17 protein-coding genes are annotated in these 19,739 nt (G+C 74.1%); 7 read left to right on the forward strand and 10 right to left on the reverse strand.

The window, feature by feature from the left end:
- Positions 1 to 2: 2 nt before the first annotated feature.
- A complete protein-coding gene (locus AB0F18_RS03410; RefSeq protein ID WP_362054487.1) occupies positions 3 to 839 on the reverse strand; it encodes an alpha/beta fold hydrolase in 837 nt (278 codons plus the stop codon).
- A gap of 75 nt (positions 840 to 914) precedes the next feature.
- A complete protein-coding gene (locus AB0F18_RS03415; RefSeq protein WP_362054490.1) occupies positions 915 to 1,172 on the reverse strand; it encodes a hypothetical protein in 258 nt (85 codons plus the stop codon).
- Between the two features lie 302 nt (positions 1,173 to 1,474).
- Between AB0F18_RS03415 and AB0F18_RS03420 the strand changes: the two genes are divergently transcribed.
- Positions 1,475 to 2,329: a helix-turn-helix transcriptional regulator gene (locus AB0F18_RS03420; protein ID WP_362054493.1), complete on the forward strand. Its 855-nt coding sequence runs from the start codon at positions 1,475 to 1,477 to the stop codon at positions 2,327 to 2,329.
- Positions 2,330 to 2,380: 51 nt separating this feature from the next.
- Here AB0F18_RS03420 and AB0F18_RS03425 read toward each other — a convergent pair whose 3' ends face one another.
- Positions 2,381 to 3,031, reverse strand: coding sequence for a response regulator transcription factor (locus AB0F18_RS03425; RefSeq protein WP_362054496.1), 651 nt, complete (start codon positions 3,029 to 3,031; stop codon positions 2,381 to 2,383).
- Positions 3,022 to 4,275 carry a sensor histidine kinase gene (locus AB0F18_RS03430; protein WP_362054499.1) on the reverse strand — a complete coding sequence of 418 codons (1,254 nt, stop codon included), beginning with the start codon at positions 4,273 to 4,275 and terminating at the stop codon, positions 3,022 to 3,024. Before AB0F18_RS03430 ends, AB0F18_RS03425 begins: the two co-directional genes overlap by 10 nt.
- A 149-nt stretch (positions 4,276 to 4,424) precedes the next feature.
- Here AB0F18_RS03430 and AB0F18_RS03435 point away from each other — a divergent pair, with 149 nt between their 5' ends.
- Positions 4,425 to 4,877: a hypothetical protein gene (locus tag AB0F18_RS03435; protein ID WP_362054502.1), complete on the forward strand. Its 453-nt coding sequence runs from the start codon at positions 4,425 to 4,427 to the stop codon at positions 4,875 to 4,877.
- Positions 4,878 to 5,565: 688 nt separating this feature from the next.
- Entirely contained in the window at positions 5,566 to 5,982 is a 417-nt protein-coding gene (locus AB0F18_RS03440) for a cytidine deaminase (protein WP_362054505.1), read from the forward strand.
- Positions 5,983 to 6,363: 381 nt separating this feature from the next.
- Here the strand turns inward: AB0F18_RS03440 and AB0F18_RS03445 are convergent, their stop codons facing one another.
- Both AB0F18_RS03445 and AB0F18_RS03450 read right to left on the reverse strand, forming a co-directional pair.
- Positions 6,364 to 7,281: a DMT family transporter gene (locus AB0F18_RS03445; RefSeq protein WP_362054507.1), complete on the reverse strand. Its 918-nt coding sequence runs from the start codon at positions 7,279 to 7,281 to the stop codon at positions 6,364 to 6,366.
- A gap of 75 nt (positions 7,282 to 7,356) precedes the next feature.
- Positions 7,357 to 8,178, reverse strand: a complete 822-nt coding sequence (locus tag AB0F18_RS03450; protein WP_362054510.1) for an alpha/beta hydrolase — start codon at positions 8,176 to 8,178, stop codon at positions 7,357 to 7,359.
- Between the two features lie 189 nt (positions 8,179 to 8,367).
- Here AB0F18_RS03450 and AB0F18_RS03455 point away from each other — a divergent pair, with 189 nt between their 5' ends.
- On the forward strand, positions 8,368 to 8,787 hold the full coding sequence (locus tag AB0F18_RS03455) for a MarR family transcriptional regulator (RefSeq protein ID WP_362054742.1): 420 nt from the start codon (positions 8,368 to 8,370) through the stop codon (positions 8,785 to 8,787).
- Between the two features lie 7 nt (positions 8,788 to 8,794).
- On the opposite strand, the gene AB0F18_RS03460 is transcribed toward AB0F18_RS03455, so the two are convergent.
- Positions 8,795 to 10,132, reverse strand: a complete 1,338-nt coding sequence (locus AB0F18_RS03460; protein WP_362054513.1) for an AMP-binding protein — start codon at positions 10,130 to 10,132, stop codon at positions 8,795 to 8,797.
- 147 nt (positions 10,133 to 10,279) lie between these two features.
- Positions 10,280 to 11,629 carry an NADP-specific glutamate dehydrogenase gene (gene gdhA / locus AB0F18_RS03465; protein ID WP_362054516.1) on the reverse strand — a complete coding sequence of 450 codons (1,350 nt, stop codon included), beginning with the start codon at positions 11,627 to 11,629 and terminating at the stop codon, positions 10,280 to 10,282.
- 183 nt (positions 11,630 to 11,812) lie between these two features.
- Here gdhA and AB0F18_RS03470 point away from each other — a divergent pair, with 183 nt between their 5' ends.
- Complete coding sequence (locus tag AB0F18_RS03470; protein WP_362054519.1) at positions 11,813 to 12,304, forward strand: anthrone oxygenase family protein; 492 nt, start codon at positions 11,813 to 11,815, stop codon at positions 12,302 to 12,304.
- Between the two features lie 34 nt (positions 12,305 to 12,338).
- On the opposite strand, the gene AB0F18_RS03475 is transcribed toward AB0F18_RS03470, so the two are convergent.
- Positions 12,339 to 12,908, reverse strand: a complete 570-nt coding sequence (locus tag AB0F18_RS03475; RefSeq protein WP_362054522.1) for a DUF1772 domain-containing protein — start codon at positions 12,906 to 12,908, stop codon at positions 12,339 to 12,341.
- Positions 12,909 to 13,075: 167 nt separating this feature from the next.
- Positions 13,076 to 14,467 (reverse strand): dihydrolipoyl dehydrogenase, encoded by a 1,392-nt coding sequence (gene lpdA / locus AB0F18_RS03480; protein ID WP_362054525.1) that lies wholly within the window; start codon positions 14,465 to 14,467, stop codon positions 13,076 to 13,078.
- A 246-nt stretch (positions 14,468 to 14,713) separates the two neighbouring features.
- Between lpdA and AB0F18_RS03485 the strand changes: the two genes are divergently transcribed.
- Positions 14,714 to 18,844 carry an acyltransferase domain-containing protein gene (locus tag AB0F18_RS03485; RefSeq protein ID WP_362054528.1) on the forward strand — a complete coding sequence of 1,377 codons (4,131 nt, stop codon included), beginning with the start codon at positions 14,714 to 14,716 and terminating at the stop codon, positions 18,842 to 18,844.
- Positions 18,841 to 19,692 carry a metallophosphoesterase gene (locus AB0F18_RS03490; protein WP_362054531.1) on the forward strand — a complete coding sequence of 284 codons (852 nt, stop codon included), beginning with the start codon at positions 18,841 to 18,843 and terminating at the stop codon, positions 19,690 to 19,692. Before AB0F18_RS03485 ends, AB0F18_RS03490 begins: the two co-directional genes overlap by 4 nt.
- Positions 19,693 to 19,739: the final 47 nt, after the last annotated feature.

A 19,739-nucleotide genomic window follows, 5' to 3' on the forward strand; every position in this document is an offset into this window, starting at 1 on the left:
CGTCAGATCAGCTCAACGTACTCATCACCAGGGGCGATTGATCCGGAGGCGACCGGCTTCGTCAGCTCCGCGGCCGCGGCGGCCGCCCGGGCGAGGGAACGCAGGAGGGAGGTCGCGGCGTCCGGCCGGTCCTCGAAGTAGAAGTGGCCGCCGACCGCCCAGTGGCGTGCGGGCCGGGCGGCGCATTCGCGGGTCCAGGGGTCCAGTGCGGCGGGGCCGACGTGCGGGTCGTCCGTGCCGTTGAGCAGGGTGACCGGGACGGTCAGCGGGGGGCCCGGGCGGTAGCGGTGGGCGGCGACCATGCGGAAGTCGGCCCTCAGGGGCGGCAGGAGGAGTTCCTGCACGGCCTCGTCGTGCATCACCTCGGGCGGCAGCCCGCCGAAGAAGCCGACGGCCTCGGTGAAGGCGCGGCCCTCCAGGCGGGCCGCCTCGACCACGCGGGGGGTGGGCAGCAGGGAGGGGGCCGCGCACCCGGAGGCGACGAGGCCGGCGAAGCCGCGTACGCCGTCCAGCCGGCGGGCCACCTCGAAGGCCAGGGCCGCGCCGAAGCTGTGGCCGAAGAGGAGGAACGGCCGCCGGCCGGCGGCGTCGGCGAGGGCGATGGCGGCCGCGGCTCCGTCGGCGAGGGCGCCGAGGGAGGCGGGGGCCGGCTCGCGGAAGCGGTGGCCGCGGCCGGGCGGGCAGACGGCGGCGATCAGCGCGTCGGGCTCCAGCGCGGGCTGCCAGCCGAGGAAGGTCCGGGGGTTCCCGCCGGCGTGCGGAAAGCAGTAGACGCGGACGGCGTCGAGGTCATGGCCCGCGGCGGTCTCGGAGGTCAGGAACCAGGGGGAGGCAACCACGAGGATCAGCCATTCCTTTGCCGGTCGGTCAGTGGCGGGAGGTGATGCAGTGCAGGAAGGGGCGTCGGCGGGGGATCAGTTCCAGCCAACGTCGTCGCTCGACGTGGGGGTGGGCGCGGGGGTGGTGACGGGCTGCGGGTTGTTCCAGCCGACGTCGCCCGCCTCATCGGCCGCACCGGCGACGACGTGCGGGTTCACGCGGTTCCAGCCCACGTCGCCGGAGCGCAGGTGGCTGACGGAGCCCGCGGGGGAGGCGCTCTCGGTGGCCTGGGTGGCGAAGCCGGCGACCGCCGTGCCCAGCCCGAGGGCCACGCCGGCCGTCGCGAGAACCACGCGTCCGCGGATTCCCGAAACACGGTTGGCCGGACGAGTCACCATGCGGTTCTTCCCCATTTTGCCCAGTCCCCTCGGGTTGTTTCGTGTGTGGACATTCCAGGAACGCCAAACCGAGGCGGTATCCGGGTGGTCCTGATCTCCGGTGCGCCTTCTCGGTGTTCGTTCCTGCGGTGAGACCAAATCTCCCCTGCCCGCTTGAGAGGAACTAGACCTACGATGGCTCCGGTTTACGCATTGCGGGAACCCACGGGGTCTCAACCGCCGCAAACAGCTCCATACCGGACAGACAGGGGTGGGTAGTGGACGTAGTCAAATACGTCAAAACCGCACAGAGCGGTGCACCTGAGGAGCTGTGCAAGGCCGCCGCGGGGGAACCGCAGGCCTTCTTGCGGGAACTCGCAACGCACCTGGGCCTGCTGGCGCAGGAAGCCGCACAGCAGGCGGCGCGCCCCGCCCCCGCCGCGGCGATGGAGACCCCGGCCGAGGAGGTGGTCGGCCCCGGCGTGCGGTACCTGCACGGCCTGGGCAGCATCTCGACGGCGATCAACGAGGCCCTGGGATCGGTCCGGCGGGACATCCTCACCGCCCAGCCCGACGGGGCGCGGCCCAGCGCGGTGCTGAAGGACGCGCTGGAATCCGTACGCCGGCAAATCTCGGCGGGGATCGCCATGCGGACCCTGTATCAGCACACCACGAGATTCGACGAGGCGACGAAGGAATACGTCCGCGCCGTCACGGAATATGGTGCCCAGGTCCGAACGCTCGAAGAATTCTTCGACCGTTTGATCATCGTGGACGACGTGGCCTTCATTTCCGCGAACGAGGACCGTACCACGGCGATCTCGATTACCGAACCGACTATCGTACGATTTCTCCGCGACACGTTCGACAAGGCCTGGGACCGGGCGAAACCCTTTCCCTTCGTCCCCCTCCACGCCGCGAAGGCGGCCGACGAGGTGGTCCCGGCGATCCGGGAGTCGATCAGCCGACTGCTGGTGGAAGGTTACTCGGACAAGGCCATCGCGCGCCGCATAGGGATCAGCGAGCGCTCCCTCCAGGCCCATATCGCCGCCATCAAGCAGGAACTCGGCGCGCACAACCGATTACAGCTCGGTTACCTCCTGGGGCGCAACGAGACCACGTACGTGGTGTGACCGCGGGGGCCCGGCGGGCGGAGGGCGGCCCCCTGACGGACCGGCCGCCCGCTAGGTCTTGTTGAGGTAGGTGAGGACGGCGCGGACGCGGCGGTTGGTGTCGTCGTCGTCGTCCGTGATGCCGAGCTTGCCGAACAGGGAGGTCGTGTACTTGCTGATGGCGCCCTCGCTGAGGAAGAGGCGGCGCCCGATGGCCTGGTTGGACAGGCCCTCGGCCATCAGGCCCAGCACCGCGTACTCGCGTTCGGTGAGCTGACCCAGCCCCCGGTCGGGGGCGCTGCCGGACAGCAGCTTCGCGATCACGGCCGGGTCCATGGCGGTCCCGCCCGCCGCGACGCGTTCCAGGGAGCCGATGAACTGCTCGGCGTCGAACACGCTCTCCTTGAGGAGGTAGCCGACGCCGCCGGAGCCGTCGGCCAGCAGCTCGCGGGCGTACAGCTGCTCGACGTGCTGGGAGAGGATGAGGACCGGCAGCCCGGGGATCTCGGCGCGGGCGGCCAGGGCCGCGCGCAGGCCCTCGTCCGACTGGTCCGGGGGCATGCGGACGTCGACGACGGACACGTCCGGGCGGTGCGTCCGCAGCGCTTCGAGCGTCTCCGGGCCGGTGGCGGCCGTGGCCACCACCTCGTGCCCGAACGCCTCGATCAGGCGGACCATCCCGTCACGCAGGAGGTAGAGGTCTTCGGCTACGGCTACTCGCATGGCACGGCCATCCTGACACGGGTCGGGCCTCCGGCGGGACTGGTGATCCCGAGCGTGCCGTCGAAGACGGCGAGGCGGCGGCGCAGTCCCGCGAGCCCGCCGCCGGGCCGGGCGTCGGCCCCGCCCCGGCCGTCGTCCTCGACCTCCACGACGAGGCCGGTGTCGTCCCGCACGAGGGAGACCCGCGCGCGGCTCGCCCCGGCGTGCTTGACGGCGTTGGTGAGCAGCTCGGCGATGCCGAAGTAGACGGCGGACTCGATGGGCGGGTCCAGGCGCAGCGGGCCGGCGGCGCTGACGGCCACGTCGAGGGGGACGTCCAGCGCGAGCGCGCGGACGGCGTCGACGAGCCCGCGCTCGCTCAGCACCGGCGGGCTGATGCCCCTGATCAGCTCGCGCAGTTCGGTCAGCGAGGCGGTGGCACCGGCCCGGGCCTCCCGCATCAGGGCCTTGGCCTGCCGGGGGTCCCGGTCCATCAGCGCCTCGGCGGTGGCCAGGGCGAGCCCGAGGGCCACGAGGCGGGCCTGCGCGCCGTCGTGCAGGTCCCGCTCGATCCGTCGGATCTCGGCGGCCTGCGCGACGGTGGCGTCCGCGCGCTGGGCGGTCAGCTCGTCGACGCGCTCCGCGAGCACCATCGCGGGCGAGGGGCGCAGGAACCGTACGGCCACCTTCTCGACGGCCCGCCAGGCGTACGGGGCGACGGCGACGGCCAGGACCAGGGCGAGCCCGCCGACGGGGCGGGGGACGGCCGCCGCCTGCCCGAGACCGAGTCCCCCGGCCGTCACCGCGGCCGGCGGAAGGGCGGCCACCACCCCGGCGGTGACCGGCGCGACGAGGACGAACCGCAGGTCACGCCAGGTGGCAGGGTCGCTCCACCACAGCCGCATCCGCTGGTCCATGACGGCGTCCCGGCGGCTGCGTTCGTAGCTGAAGCCGTTCCACCAGTACCCGGTGGACAGCTGCGTCACCGGCCCGGGCTGCCGGTACCCGTCGGGGATCCCGGTACCGGTCCACCGCGCGACGAGGGACCGCACCGTCCGGCACACGGGCCGGGCCAGGCCGACCGTCCCCACGCACACGATCACGGCGGGCCCGATCCACGACCACGGGTGCTCCGCCCCGCACCACACCCCCAGCCCCACGGCGGCGGCCCACACCCCCGGCACCAGCAGACAGACGACCGCCCCGACACACGCCCGCCCGAAGCCTGCGCCGGCACGTACCACCCACGACCCCACCGGTCCCATGACTCCCCCTCACTTCCCTTCCGGACTCCCCACTGTGCCCTGCGGGGAGGCCGCAGCCTCCCGGCTTAATGGGGGGGTGGGGCTGGCCCCACCCCTCTGTGGGCCCAGGCGGATACCGGCCGTGCGGGGGGCTTCGTAGCGTCGTGGGCATGAAGACGAAGACGAACGCGAAGGCCTCCGACGACACCACCCCGGCCCTCCTCAACGCCCCCGCCGCGCGGGCCGCCTTCGGCGCGACCCGGGGCGGGGTCAAGGTCTACGGGGCCCTCACCGCCGCCGCCTTCGTGGCGGTGGTCGTGGTCGCGAGCACGGGGCACATGGTCAACCCGTTCATGTGGATCCGCGCGATCCTGCTGCCCTTCATCGCGGTACTGCTCCACCGCCTGACCGTCTCCGCCTCCCAGGGCTCCCGCCGGGCCTTCGACCGTCTGCGCGGCGTCTCGGTCGTCTTCCCGGTCGCGATCATCGGCGTCGACCTGATCCCGGGCGTCTGCCCGTGGTGGTACGCGGCGATGCAGACGCTCTGCATGCTCCCGGTCCTCCGCATCGCCCTCACCACCCGCGGCTCGGCCCTGCGCACCGCCTTCCCGAAGGTGCAGTGACGGGTGTCGCGGGGGGGTCGGAATCCCGGCGGGGCGATCTCAGGGAGGGGTTGGGGCTTTCCCGTCAGTCTCATCGTCCTTCCGCGTCGGGCCGGCCTGTCAAGGGCGCTCCTTCGTCGCGTCGCTTCGCGATGGCCTTCGGCCACCCTTGACAGCCCGTCCCGCCACGAAACGACAAAGACTGCCGGGAAAACCCCAAAGGAACGGGACGGTTGTTCATTGACCATCCGGCTCCCTCAGCGATGAGGCGAGCAGATCGGGCCCGGCAGACCGGGCATCCGGCCCCTCCAGATCCTGATTCCGGACCAGGGCCCGCCCGACGCCCCAGATCGCTACGCGCTGCCCAGATTTCGGCGTCCGCCGCCCGTCTGGGGCCGATCCCCGCACCCAAGGACGATGAAATCGTCCTCCGGACCCGCCAAGCGCCCCAGATCGCTACGCGCTCCACTCGTCTCGGCGTCCGGCGGCCGTCTTGGGCTTGTACCCGCACCCCAGGACGAGGAGATAGTCCTCGGGGCCCGCCAGGCGCCCCAGATCGCTACGCGCTGCCCATATTTCGGCGTCCAGCGGCCGTCCTGGGCTGATACCCGCAGCCGAGGGCGATCAGGAGGGTCTCCGGAAGACCAGACGGGCCGTGTCGGGCGATATTTGGCTTGCCGCACTCATCAGGCTGGGTCAAGGTCGCCTGATGAGCACGCAGAACCACTCCGTCGACCACGAACTCGTCCAGGCCGCAGCGCACGTCGCCCGTACGCGCTGCCGGGGGGACAACCACACCATGGCCGCCGCGGCCCGCGCCCAGGACGGCCGGATCATCACCGCGGTGAACGCCTACCACTTCACCGGCGGCCCCTGTGCCGAGCTGGTCCTCATCGGCACGGCAGCCGCCCAGGGCGCCTACGAGCTGGAGACCATAGTCGCCGTGGGCGACCGCGAACGGGGCGTCGTCCCGCCGTGCGGCCGGTGCCGGCAGGTCCTCCTCGACTACTTCCCCACCCTCAAGGTCATCGTCGGCAAGGACGACCGCGTCCGAGCCGTTCCCATCGCCGACTTGCTGCCCGAAACGTACGTCTGGGCCGAGCACCAGCTCGACCCCGAGGGATGACCCCAGACGGCCGCCGGACGCAGAGATATGAGGAGCGCGTAGCGATCTGGGGCGGGCCCTGGTCCCGAATCAGGATCCGGAGGGGTCGGATGCCCGGTCTGCCGGACCCGGTCTGCTCGCCTCATCGCTGAGGGAGCCGGATGGTCAAGGATCGACCGGACCGTTCCTCTGGGGGCTTCCCGACAGTCCTTGTCTTTCCGGGGCGGGACGGGCTGTCAAGGGTGGAGCGCAGCGACATCGCGAAGCGACGCGACCGAAGGGAGCGCCCTTGACAGGGCGGCCCGAACCGGAAGGACAGTGGGACTGACGGGAAGCCCCCAGCCCCTCCCTGAGACCGCCCAACCAAAACCCCGCCGACCCCCGACCCCGCCCCACCACCCGCTACCGCGACACCTCCACCCGCCGGCCCCTCCCCGTCGGGCGCCTGCGGGAGACGGCTACGCCTGTGAGGCAGATGGCGCCGCCCACGAGGGTGAGCCAGGCCGGGATCTCGTCCAGGGCGAACCAGGCGATCAGGACCACCACCGCCGGGACCGCGTACGTCGTGGCGCCCATCTTGCCCGCCGTGGTGCGGGACAGGGCGTAGGTCCAGGTGGTGAAGGCGAGGGCCGTCGGGAAGAGGCCGAGGTAGACCATGTTGAGGGTGGCCGACAGGGGTGCCTCGGGGAGCTGGGTGAGCAGCTGGCCGGCGAACGGGAGGGTGCAGGCCATGCCCACGAAGCAGCCGTACGTGGTGACCTGGATCGGGTCCGCGTGCCGCAGCGCGGGCTTCTGGGAGACCACCCCGGCCCCGTAGGCGAGCGCCGCGACCAGGCAGAGGAGCACTCCGGTCAGGGAGGAGGTGCCGCCCTTGGAGGTGGACATCCCCACGACGACGGCCCCGGCGAAGGAGACGCCCATCCCGGCCAGCAGCATCGGCGGGAACCCCTCCTTGAGCAGCCAGCCGCTGAGCAGGGCGATGACAATCGGGCCGATGTTGACGACCATGGCGGCGGTGCCGGCGTCGACTCCCTGCTCGCCCCAGTTCAGCGTCACCATGTACAGCCCGAACCACAGCACCCCGGACGCCAGGATCCCGGGCCAGGCCTGGCGGGGCGGCAGCGGCACCCGCTTGACCAGCAGTACGACGCCCAGCGCGACCGAGGCCGTCAGGAGGCGGCCCAGCGCGAGCGCGCCGGGCCCGTAGTGTTCCGCCGAGGCGCGGATGGAGACGAACGCGGAGGCCCACAGCGCGACGGTGACGGAAGCCGCTGCGAGGGCGCGGTGATCGATGCTGGAGTCGCCAGCCGTTTGGTCCATGCGCGTCAATTTATTGACGCCCAACCGGCCTTGCCTACGACAATTCCCGCACGATGACGCCGCGTCAGGTCGCGGTCAGCAGGGGGCGGTCAGAAGGTCGCGCAGGCGCTCGGCGTAGGCCTTGGGGTGGCTGGTGTTGCCGTTGTGGCCGCCGGGGAAGGTCCGTATCTCCTCGTCCACCAGGTCCGCCAGTGCGGCGGCGCAGGCGAGGTCGAAGACGGTGGAGGGGGTCGTGGCGCCGACGGCCGGGATGATGCGGGTCGGGGTGGCCGTCAGGGCGGCGGGGTCGAGGGTGTCCTGGATGATCGCCGAGAAGTCGTGCTCGACGAAGTAGGCGAAGTTGGCGCGGCGCTGTTCGTTCAGCGGCTGCGGGGTGAGGCCCGGTTCGGAGTCCTTGCCGCTGGTGTCTATGCCGAGCATCCGGGCGGCCTCCCGCACGGTCGCGGGAAGTCCGGCGGTGCGGTGGACGTGCTGCAGCTCGGCGAGCTCCGCCTCGTGCCATGCGCGCTCGGCGGCGGGCAGCAGGCGCGGGGCGACCGGTTCGTGGGCGATGAGGGCGGAGAGCCGGCCGGGGTGCCGGACGGCGACGTGCAGCCCGATGACGGCGCCCAGGCTGCAGCCGAGCATCAGGGCGGGCTCGTCCGTGACGGCGTCGAGCAGCCGGCGGACGTCCTCGGCGTGCTCGGCGAGGGAGGTGGTCCGGTCGGGCTCCTCCAGGCGGCTGCGGGACAGGCCCCGGCGGTCGTAGGTCAGGACGGTGAACGTGTCGGTGAGGTGCGGGACGAGGTCGACGGTGCGGTCGGCGTCGCCCTCGCCGCTCTGGGAGATGAGCAACAGCGGCCCGGAGCCCTGGAGTCGGTAGTGCAGGGTGGCGCCGGGGACCTGGAGGCTGGACATGGTGACGGTGACTCCTTCGCGTGGTCGGCGCGGCCCTTTCGTCCGGCGCCCTGCAACCAAGCTAACCCATCGAAAGAGATGCATCAAGATCGATGCATCAATCCAGATGGATATATTTCGATGAATCTCTTCTGATGTAACTTGGGGCGGGTGGATGGAATCGAACTGTTCCTGCTGGGCCGGGCCCTGATGAAGCTCGGCGAGGAAGCCCTGCCCGAACCCCCCGGCGGACCCGGCCAGTACGCGGGCGGCACGCGCTCCGTCGTCATCGTCGCCGGGGACATCGCCGCGCACCCGGACACCACCGTCGGCGAGACGGCGCAGCGCACGGGCCTGCCGCAGAGCCAGGTCTCGGGCGCCGTCGCCCGCCTGCGCGAGGCCGGCTCGGTGGAGACGGCCCCCGACCCCGCCGACCGCCGCCGGACCCTGGTGCGGCAGGCGCCCGGGGTCTCCGCGCGGGTGGCCGCCGTACGGGCCGCGGGGGCGTCCAAGGTGGAGGAGGCCCTCGCCCGCGCCCTGGGCGAGGCCGGTGCCGAGCGGCTCCCTGAGGTGACCGAAGCCCTGGAGGTGCTCGCCCGGCACCTGTCGGTACGCGGCGGGGCGCACTGAGGCCGGGCTACTCGTCCGTCAGCAGGAGTTTCTTCTGCGGCTTGCCCATGGCGTTGCGCGGGATGGACGCGACGAAGCGGACCTCGCGCGGGCGCTTGTGCACCGACAGGTGGGCGGCCACGAAGTCGGTCAGCTCGGCGCCCGTGACGCCCTCGGCGACGACGAAGGCCACGATGCGCTGCCCGAGGTCCGCGTCCGGGACGCCGACGACGGCCGCCTCGCTCACCTTCGGGTGGTCGAGCAGGGCGTTCTCGATCTCGCCCGCGCCGATCCGGTAGCCGCCGGACTTGATCATGTCGATGGAGGCCCGGCCGACGATGCGGTGGACCCCGTCCTCAGGGTCGATGGCCGCGATGTCGCCCGTGCGGAACCAGCCGTCCTCGGTGTACGCGGCCGCCGTCGCCTCGGGGCGGCCCAGGTACCCGGCGAACAGCGTCGGCCCGGTCAGCTGGAGTTCGCCGATCTCGGCGCCCGGTTCGGCGGCGATGCGGGTGCGGATGCCGGGCAGCGGGGTGCCGACGGTGCCGGGGCGGACCTCGCCGCCCGCGCGGCCGCTGACGGTGATCAGCGTCTCGGTCATCCCGTACCGCTCGACGGGGCGGTGGCCGGTGAGGCGCTCCAGGTCCCGGAAGACGGGCGCGGGGAGGGCGGCGCTGCCGGAGACGAGGAGGCGGGCCCCGGACAGCGCGGCGGCGGCCGCGGGTTCGGCGGCGATGCGGGACCACACGGTCGGCACCCCGAAGTAGAGGCTGCCGCCCGCGGCGGCGTACGCCTGTGGGGTCGGGCGGCCGGTGTGCACGAGGCGGCTCCCGGTGCGGAGGGCGCCGAGCACGCCGAGGACGAGGCCGTGGACGTGGAACAGCGGGAGGCCGTGCACGAGGGTGTCCTCGGCGGTCCACTGCCAGGCCGCGGCGAGCGCGTCGAGGTCGGCGGCGAGGGCGGCGGCGGTGAGGACCACGCCCTTCGGGGGGCCGGTGGTGCCGGAGGTGTACAGGATCAGGGCGGGGTCCTGCGGTCCCGCGGCCCCGCCCGGCGCGGCGGCGGCGCGGCGGGAGAAGTCGACGGTGGTCAGGGCGGCGCCGGAGTCCCGGAGGATGTGCTCGCGTTCGGCGGGGCCGGCGTCGGGGGGCAGCGGTACGAAGGGCACTCCGGCGAGGAGTCCGCCGACGGCTGCGGCGACGGTTTCGAGGGAGGCGGTCGCCGTGACGGCGAAGGCGGTGGCGCCGGCGACGTCGGCGGCCACGGCGCGCGCGGCGCCGAGCAGTTGCTCGTACGAGGCGGTACGGCCGGCTACGGCGATGGCGTCGGCGCGGTCGCCGTACGTGCCGTCTAGGGCGGTCAGCACGCGGTAACTCCCTGTCGCGGGGTGGTGGGAGGCCAGGTTACGCGTGGGTAGTGGACCGTCGGCCGAGCGGGGCCGACCGGGGCGCGGGAGACCGCGCCCCGGGCCCGCGCCCCACGGAAGGGGATGGCGGGCCCGGCAGCGGCAGGGTCAGATGACGCCCTGGGCCAGCATCGCGTCCGCCACGCGTTCGAAGCCCGCGATGTTCGCGCCCGTCACGTAGTCGCCCGGGGCGCCGTAGCGGGAGGCCGTCTCGTGGGCGACCCGGTGGATCTCCCGCATGATGGCGGCCAGTTCGTCCTCCACCCGGTCGCGGGTCCAGGCCGCGCGGCCCGCGTTCTGGGACATCTCCAGGGCGCTGACCGCCACCCCGCCCGCGTTGGCCGCCTTGCCCGGGCCGAAGGCGACGCCCGCGGACTGGAAGAGCTGCACCGCCTCGGGGGTGGTGGGCATGTTGGCGCCCTCCGAGACCGCCTTGACGCCGTTGCCGATGAGGGCGCGGGCGTCGTCGGCCCCCAGTTCGTTCTGGGTCGCCGACGGGAAGGCCACGTCCGCCGGGACCTCCCAGACCCGGCCGCCGGGGACGAAGCGGGCCGAGGGGCCGCGGCGGGCGGCGTACTCGCTGACGCGGCCCCGTTCGACCTCCTTGATCTGGCGCAGGAGGGCGAGGTCGATGCCCTTGTCGTCGACCACGTAGCCCTGTGAGTCGGAGCAGGTCAGCGGGTTGGCGCCGAGCTGCTGGAGCTTCTCGACGGTGTACAGGGCGACGTTCCCGGAGCCGGAGACCACGGCGGTGAGGCCGTCCAGGGAGACGCCCCGGACCGCCAGCATCTCGGCGGCGAACAGGACGCTGCCGTACCCGGTGGCCTCCGGGCGGATCGCGGAGCCGCCCCAGCCCTGGCCCTTGCCGGTCAGGACGCCGGCCTCCCAGCGGTTGGTGATGCGGCGGTACTGGCCGAACAGGTAGCCGATCTCGCGGCCGCCGACGCCGATGTCCCCGGCCGGGACGTCGGTGTGCTCGCCGATGTGGCGGTGGAGCTCGGTCATGAAGGACTGGCAGAAGCGCATGACCTCGGCGTCCGACGCGCCGTGCGGGTCGAAGTCGCTGCCGCCCTTGCCGCCGCCGATGCCCAGGCCGGTCAGGGCGTTCTTGAAGATCTGCTCGAAGCCGAGGAACTTCACCACGCCGATGTCCACCGACGGGTGGAAGCGCAGGCCGCCCTTGTACGGGCCGAGCGCGCTGTTGAACTCGACCCGGTAGCCGCGGTTCACCCGGACCCGGCCGCGGTCGTCCGTCCACGGCACCCGGAAGATGATCTGCCGCTCGGGCTCCACGAGCCGCTCGACGAGGCCGGCCTCGGCGTACTCGGGGCGTGCCGCGAACACCGGGGCCAGGGTGTCCAGGACCTCGCGTACGGCCTGGTGGAACTCGGGCTGGGCGGGGTTGCGGCGCTCGATGTCGGCCCTCAGTGCGTCCAGCCTGTGCTTCGGGTCGGTCACGTCTGGTTCCTCTCCAGCGTCACGGGCGGGCGTGCGGGCCCAAGGCGGGAGGGTACCCCCTGGCCGGGCGCCTGAGGAGGTGCCATCTCGCTTGCGGGAGAGGGGGGTTGGGGCGGTGCGTGGCGGGTTCTCGCCCGTAGGATCGGACCGGCGCGCGGGAGTGGAACAGAACGGGAGACCTGCATGGAGACGGCACGGTTCGCGGCACTCATCGCGGCGACGATCACCATGGGGCTGGTCAGCGGCCTCTTCTACGGGTTCTCGGTGGCGGTCATGCCGGGCCTGCGGGCCTCCGGCGACCGGACGGTCGTCGAGACGATGCAGCGGATCAACGTGGCGATCCTCAACGGCTGGTTCCTGCTGGGCTATCTGGGGGCGCTGGTGTTCACCGCGCTCGCCCTGGCCCTGCACCTGGCGGCCGGGGGCGGGCGCGGGGCACTGGTGCCGCTGATCGGGGCGTTCGTGGCGTACGTCCTCGCGATGCTCGTCACGGGCCGGGTGAACATCCCGCTCAACAACGCCCTGGCGCAGGCGGGCCCGGTGGACCGGATCGCCGACCCGGGGGCCGTGCGCCGCGCGTTCGAGGGGCCGTGGGTCCGGGCGAACGTGGGGCGGACGGTGCTGTGCACGGTGGCGTTCGGGCTGCTGGTGTGGGCCCTGGCCCTGCACGGGTAGCGTGCCGGGGGCCCGGGCCGGGCCCCCGGCCGGGTCAGCGGGCGGTGGCGCGGCCGTGGAGGAGGAGGGCCCGGATCAGGGCCGTGAGGGCGGCGGTGCAGAGCAGGGTGCGCAGGACGTTCGTGGTGACCCAGGTGCCCTTGAACTTGTCCACGACCGCGAAGTCGGTCAGCTTCGCCACGTCGCCCCCGCCCGCGAGCTCGTTGTTCAGCGGAATGTTCACCGCGAAGGTGATCACCAGGACGACGAGGTAGGCGACGGCCGCGGCGCCCGCCCACACCGCGGGTCCCCGTCTGCCCTTGCGGTGCTCGACGAAGGCCGCGGCGGCGGTGGCGAGCAGCGCGAGGAGGAAGACGGCGCCGAAGAGGCCGTTGCCGTCGATGGCGGCGTTGAAGTTCCGCATGGCGGTGACGTAGGTCCGGTCGTCGCCGGCGGCCAGGCCCGGCATCACCGAGATGTCGAAGGCGAAGAACAGACCCGCCATCAGGCCGATGAGGACGGTGGAGAGTCCGAGGAGGAGGGTGGGCGCCCTGCCGGCGGTGCCGGTTGCGGTGCCGCCGGGGGATGTGCCGTGTGCCTGGGTCACGCCGTGGTCCGGGTTCATGGGATGCGTCCTCACCCTGGTGGCTGGATACCGGCGGGCCCCGCGCCCGCGCGCGCAGTGATCCTGGCATCCGTACGGGTGCCGTACCAGCGGCTTTCGCCGAAAACCCCGGACGGGCCGGGAAGTGGTTCCCGGCCCGTCCGTTTGGCGGGTTGTCGGCCGTTGCCTCAGCCGTGGACGTGCAGCGGCTTGCCCGCGAGGGCCAGGTGGGCCTCGCCCAGGGCCTCCGTCTGGGTCGGGTGGGCGTGGATGAGGCTCGCCACCTCCGACGGCAGGGCCTGCCAGTTGAAGATGAGCTGGGCCTCGCCGATCTGCTCGCTCACGCGGGAGCCGATCATGTGCAGGCCGACGACGGGACCGTCGAGGACCTGGACGAGCTTGACGTCGCCGGCCGTCTTCAGGATCTTGCTCTTGCCGGTGCTGCCGGCGTTGAACTTGGAGACCACGACCTTGTCCTCGCCGTAGAGCTCCTTGGCCCTCGCCTCGGTGAGGCCGACGGAGGCGATCTCCGGCTCGCAGTAGGTGACGCGGGCGACGCCGTCGTAGTCGACCGGGGTCACGGGCAGGCCGGCGAGGCGCTCGGCGACCAGGATGCCCTCGGCGAAGCCGACGTGGGCCAGCTGGAGGGTCGGGATCAGGTCGCCGACGGCGGAGACGGTCGGCAGGCCGGTGCGCAGCAGCTCGTCGACGACGACGTGGCCGCGTTCGACGGTGACGCCCGCCTCCTCGTAGCCGAGGCCGGCGGAGACCGGGCCGCGGCCGACGGCGACGAGGAGCAGCTCGGCCTCGATCTGCTTGCCGTTCTCCAGGGAGACCCGTACGCCCGTCTCGGTGTACTCGACGCCGGAGAAGCGCGAGCCCAGCTCGAACTTGATCTTCCGCTTGCGGAAGGCGCGTTCCAGGGACTTCGAGATGTCGACGTCCTCGGCGGGCACCAGGTGGGGCAGGCCCTCGACGACGGTGACGTCCACGCCGAAGGACTTCCAGGCGGAGGCGAACTCGACGCCGATGACTCCGCCGCCGAGGATGATCGCCGACTCGGGGATCCGGTCGAGGAACAGCGCGTGGTCCGAGGAGATGATCCGGTCGCCGTCGATGTCGAGGCCCGGCAGCGAGCGCGGCTGGGAGCCGGTGGCGAGGACGATGTGGCGGCCCCGGTAGCGGACGCCGTCCACCTCGACCTCGGTCGGGGAGACGAGGCGGCCCTCGCCCTCCACGAGGGTGAGGGTCTTGCGCGACTTCAGCATGCCCTGGAGGCCCTTGTAGAGGCCGGAGATGACGCCGTCCTTGTAGGCGTGCACCCCGGCTATGTCCACGCCGCCGAAGGTGGCCTTGACCCCGTAGGACTCGCTGCGGCGCAGCTCGTCGGCGACCTCGCCGGCGTGCAGGAGGGCCTTGGTCGGGATGCAGCCGTTGTGCAGGCAGGTGCCGCCCAGCTTGCCCTTCTCGATGAGGACGACGTCCAGGCCGAGCTGGGTCGCGCGCAGGGCGCAGGAGTAGCCCCCGCTACCGCCACCGAGGATGACCACGTCGTACACGCCGTCGGCGGAATTCTCCATTGCTGATGACCTTTCGTCTCCCATGGCATGACCAGCGCATGACCAGCGCATGATCAGCCGCCCTTCCGACATGCTCTCATCTCCCTTCGTCGGGGCCCGATTTGGGGGACTTCGTATCCGCCGTCCCTCAAGGGCGGGCCGATCCGCACGGCCGGGTTCAGCGGCTCTCCAGTGCGCCTCCACCAGGGGTGGGCACCATCTCCCCCGCACGTCCTCGTCGCACTACGGATCGGTGAACACGCAGCGATGGCCGAAGAAACGCGTCCGCTCCCGTACGCCGTCTCCGGCACCACGCCCGACGCCCTGCGCGCGCAGGCCCGGCGGCTGCGCGCCTGGCTGGACGGGAACGCGGCGGCCGCCACCGCCCCGGCCGAGCTGAGCCGGGCCCTGTCCGGCTCCGGTACGGCCTTCGAGCACCGGGCGGTGGTCCTCGCCGCCGGCCGCGAGGAGCTGGCCCGGGGACTGGACACGCTCGCCCGGGACCGGCGGGCGGCGGGGCTGGTGCGCGGCACCGCGACGCGGGAACGGGACCTGGCCGTCCTGTTCACCGGGCAGGGCAGCCAGCGGCCGGGGATGGGCCGGGGGCTGTACGAGGCGTTCCCGGTGTTCGCCGGCGCGTTCGACGAGGTGTGCGCGGCGCTGGGCGGCGGGGTGAGGGAACTCGTCTTCGGCGGGGACGCCGGAGCGCTGGAGCGGGCCGGGACCGCGCAGCCGGCCCTGTTCGCCGTCGAGGTGGCGCTGTACCGGCTCGTGGAGTCCTGGGGTGTGGTGCCGAAGTTCGTCGGCGGGCACTCGGCGGGCGAGATCGCCGCCGCGCACGTGGCCGGTGTGCTGTCGCTGGAGGACGCCGCCGTACTCGTCACCGCGCGCGGGAAGCTGATGGAGGCGCTGCCCGGGGGCGGGGCCATGGTCTCCGTCCAGGCGGGCGAGGAGCAGGTCGCCCCGCTGCTGGTGCCGGGCGTGGCCCTCGCCGCGGTCAACGGGCCGAACGCCGTCGTGGTGTCCGGCGCCCGCAAGGCCGTCTCCGGCGTGGTCGCGCGGCTGGCCGAGCGGGACGTGAAGTCCAAGGCCCTGCGGGTGGGCCACGCCTTCCACTCCCCCCTCATGGATCCGGTGGTGGAGGAGTTCCGCGCCGTCCTCGCGGGCCTGGACTTCCGCCGGCCGCGGATCGCCTTCGTGTCGGCCCTGACGGGCGGTCTGGTCACCGACGAGGTCGCGCGGCCCGGCTACTGGGCCGCGCACCTCCGTGAGACCGTCCGCTTCCTCGACGCCGTCCGGACCCTGGAGGCCGAAGGCGCCTCCGCCTTCCTGGAGCTGGGCCCCGACGGCCCGCTGACCGCCATGGCCGGCGCCTGCCTCGCCGACGCCGGCGCGGGCGCCGTCCTGGTGCCGTCCCTGCGGCGGCAGGGGGACGAGGTGCGGACGCTGCTCACCGCGACCGCGACCCTGTACGCGCACGGCGCCCTCGCCGCGCTCCCGCTGGGGATCCCCGCCGGCCCGTCCGCGTGCGACCTGCCCGGCCCCGCCTTCCCGCACGAGCCGTCCCCGCCGGAGGAGACGGCGACCCCGGCGGGCGGGGGCGCGGGCACGTCCTGGATGACGGCGACGGGGCATCCGCTGGCCGCGTTCCGCCTGGACCTGCCGGAGGCCGGCGCCGTGCTGTTCACCGGTACGGTCTCCGCGCGCAGCCACCCCTGGCCGGCGGGCGGCGCGGTGCCCGTCGAGGCGCTCGTGGAGGCGGCCCTGGCGGCGGGCGGGGCCGTCGGCCTGCCGGAGGTCGCGGAGGCGGCCGCCGAGGCCCCGCTGGTGCTGCCCGGGCGGGGCGGCGTACGGCTGCAGCTGCTGGTGCTGGCCCCGGACGAGGCGGGCCGGCGCCGGCTGACCGTGTCCTCGCGGCCGGAGGCGGCGGCCGGGGAGGAGCCGTGGGTACGGCACCTGACGGCGGTCCTGGCCCCCGGGCGGCCGCCGTCCTTCGACCGGCTCTCGCCGTGGCCGCCGCCGGACGCCGAACCGCTGGACGTGGACGGGGAGCACCCCGCCCTGGAGCGGGCCTGGCGCCGGGGCGAGGAGTTCTTCGCCGAGGCCGCGCTGGCGCGGGGCCCGTACGAGCGGGCCGGGGAGTTCGTGCTGCACCCGGCCCTGCTGGAGGCAGCGCTGCACCCCGTACGGGCCGCCGGTGCGGAGCCGCTCGCGCCGCTCGCCTGGAGCGGTACGGCCCTGTACGCGACGGGCGCCTCCTGCCTGCGGGTGCGGGCGGTGCGCGGGGCGTTCGGGGTGGTGGGGCTGGAGCTCGCCGACGCCGAGGGCGGGCCGGTGGCGGCCGCGACCGTGACCCTGTCGGCCGCGCCGGACCCGGGCGGGCGGGGCGGACGGCCCGTCACCCCGTTGCACCTGGTGTGGGAGCGGGCCGCCGAGGGGCCCGCCGCGGCGTCCGGGGTGAGCCGGGCGCTGGTCGGCGTACCGGGCGACGGCGGGCGGGGCCCGTCGGTGCTGCCGGACTGCGACGGGGCCCCCGCGTACCCGGGGCTGGCGGCCCTGCTGGCCGCCGGGGAGCCGCCGGAGCTGGTCCTGGCCCCGCTGACGCGGGCCGGCGCGCCGCGGGAGGTGTCCGGGCCGCAGGTGCGGGACGCCGTGGCGGAGGTCCGCGGGCTCGTCGGCGCCTGGCTCGCCGACCGGCGGTGCGCCGGTGCGGCGCTCGCCGTCGTGACGAGCGGCGCCGAGGCGGTGCTGCCCGGGGAGGACGTCCCCGATCTGGCGGGCGCGGCCGTACGCGGCTTCGTGCGCTCCGTACAGGCGTGGCTCGCCGAGGAGGGCACGCGCCGCCTGGTGCTGGTGGACGTGGACGACAGCGATGCGAGCCGCAAGGCCCTGGTGCGGGCGCTGGGCGGTGAGGAGCCGGAGCTGGCGCTGCGCGACGGAGTCGCCTACGCCCGCCGGCTGGTACGGGCCGAACCGTCCCCGGCGGGGGTCGCCGCGGCCGGATGGGGCCCGGAGTCGGTGCGGCTGAGTGGCGCCTCCGACGGGCCGTGCGCCGAGGAGGCCGCCCGGCAGCTGGTCGAGGGGCACGGCGTGCGGCTGGCGGGGCCCGGCGAGGAGGCCGCGGCCATCGTCCACCTGGCCGGGCCGGACGGGCCGTCACTGGAGGCCGCGGTGGACGCCGCGCTCGCCCTGGACGGGCACACGACCCCGCTGGCGTTCGTCACCACCGTCGGCGGCGCGGTCGGTTCGGGCTGCGCCGAGGAGACCGCCGTCCTGGGCGCGTTCCTCACCGCGCTGGCCGCCCGCCGCCGCGCGGCCGGGCTGCCGGCGGCCGTACTGGGCTGGGGCGCGGACCCCGAGGGCGTCCCGGCGGGCCTGGTGCCGCTGGCCGGGGCGGCGGGGGCGGGGCCGCTCGGGCACGCGCTCGCCCGGAGCCTGACGCTGGTCTCCGCCCGCGCCGACGCCTCCCCGCTGCGGGACGCGGGCCGGCCCGTACCGGCGCTGCTGCGCACCCTGGTCCCCGTACGGCCGCGCCGGGCGGCCAACAGGCGGGACGGCGACGGGCTTGCGCCGCGCGGGGGAACGGCGGCGGCGACGGGCGGGACCTTCGCCGGGCTGCTGCGCGGAGCGCACGCGCAGGGCCGTACCGCCGAGGGCGCGGCGCTGCTGATGGCGGCGGCCGAGCTGCTGCCCGGCTACGCGTCGCGCGGCGGGGTGGAGCACTGGCCGGCCCCGGTGGAGCTGGCCGCGCACCGGGAGGGCGCGGGGCGGGTGTTCGCGTTCCCGTCGCTGGGCGCGGCCTGCGGGCCGCACGAGTACCTGGCGCTGGCCGCCGCGCTGGACGGCGTCCGGGGCCTGACGGTGCTGGAGCACCCCGGTTTCGCGGGCGAGGGGGTGCTGCCGCGCAGTCGGCAGGCGCTGGTACGGTCGCAGGCCGAGGCCGTGGCCGAGGCGGCGGGGCCGGAGCGGCCCGTGCTGCTGGGGCACTCGTCGGGCGGCTGGATCGCGCACGCCGTGGCCCGGGAACTACTGGAGATCGGCCGGGAGGCGGCGGCGGTGGTGCTGCTCGACACGTACGCACGGGCGGAGGGCCGGCAGGGGCTGGCGGTGCTGACGGAGCGTCTGCTCGGCCCGGACGGACCGCCGGGGGTGCCCGACGACGGGCGGTTCCTCGCGATGGGCGGCCACCTGCGGGTGTTCGCCGACTGGACGCCGGAGCCGGCGGCGGCGCCGACGCTGCTGGTGCGGGCGTCCGCGACGGCGGGCTCGGGGACGGGCGGCTGGGAGTACGCCGACCACGTGGCGGAGGTGTCCGGCGACCACTACTCGCTGCTGGGCGCGGACGCGGGCGCGGTGGCGGCCACCGTGGACGGCTGGCTGCGGAAGGTGGCCCTGTGACGGCGGCGGCCGGGCGGCTGCTCGCCGTGTCCGATCTGCACGTGGTCCACGCGGAGAACCGGCGGCTGGTCGAGGAGCAGATCGTGCCGGGGTCCCCGCGGGACTGGCTGCTGGTGGCGGGGGACGTCAGCGAGACGGTGTCCGAGATCGAGTGGGCGCTGGGCCTGCTGCGGGACCGTTTCGAGCGGGTGGTGTGGACGCCGGGCAACCACGACCTGTGGACGCCGAAGGACGACGAGGTCTCCCTGCGCGGGGAGGCCCGTTACCGGTACCTCGTGGAGATGTGCCGGAGTCTGGGCGTGCTCACGCCGGAGGACCCGTACGCGGTGTGGGAGGGCGAGGGCGGCCCGGTGGCCGTCGCCCCGCTGTTCACGCACTACGACTACTCGTTCCGGGCGCCGGGGCTGACGAAGGAACAGTCCCTGGCCGCCGCCCACGAGTCGGGGGTGGTGTGCACGGACGAGTTCCTGCTGCACAACGACCCGTACCCGGACGCCGACAGCTGGTGCCGGGCCCGGGTGGCGGCGACGGCGGCCCGCCTGGACGCGGTGGACCCGTCGCTGCCGACCGTCCTGGTCAACCACTACCCCACGGTCCGGGAGCCCACGGACGTGCTGCACTACCCGCAGTTCGCGCAGTGGTGCGGGACGACCCTCACGGCGGACTGGCACGTGCGCTACCGGGCGGCGGCGGTGGTGTACGGGCACCTGCACATCCCCCGGACGACGTACTACGACGGGGTCCGCTTCGACGAGGTGTCCATCGGCTACCCGCGCGAGCGCCGGCAGCGCGGCCTGCCGCGCGGGGTGCTGCGGGACGTGCTCCGGCCGCACGAGGACGGGGCCTGAGCGGCTTCCCGGCGGCTTTCGAGCGGGGGCTGGTGGCGTAGGGGCCG

The organism is Streptomyces sp. NPDC029216, from assembly GCF_040648015.1.
Taxonomy (GTDB): Bacteria; Actinomycetota; Actinomycetes; order Streptomycetales; family Streptomycetaceae; genus Streptomyces.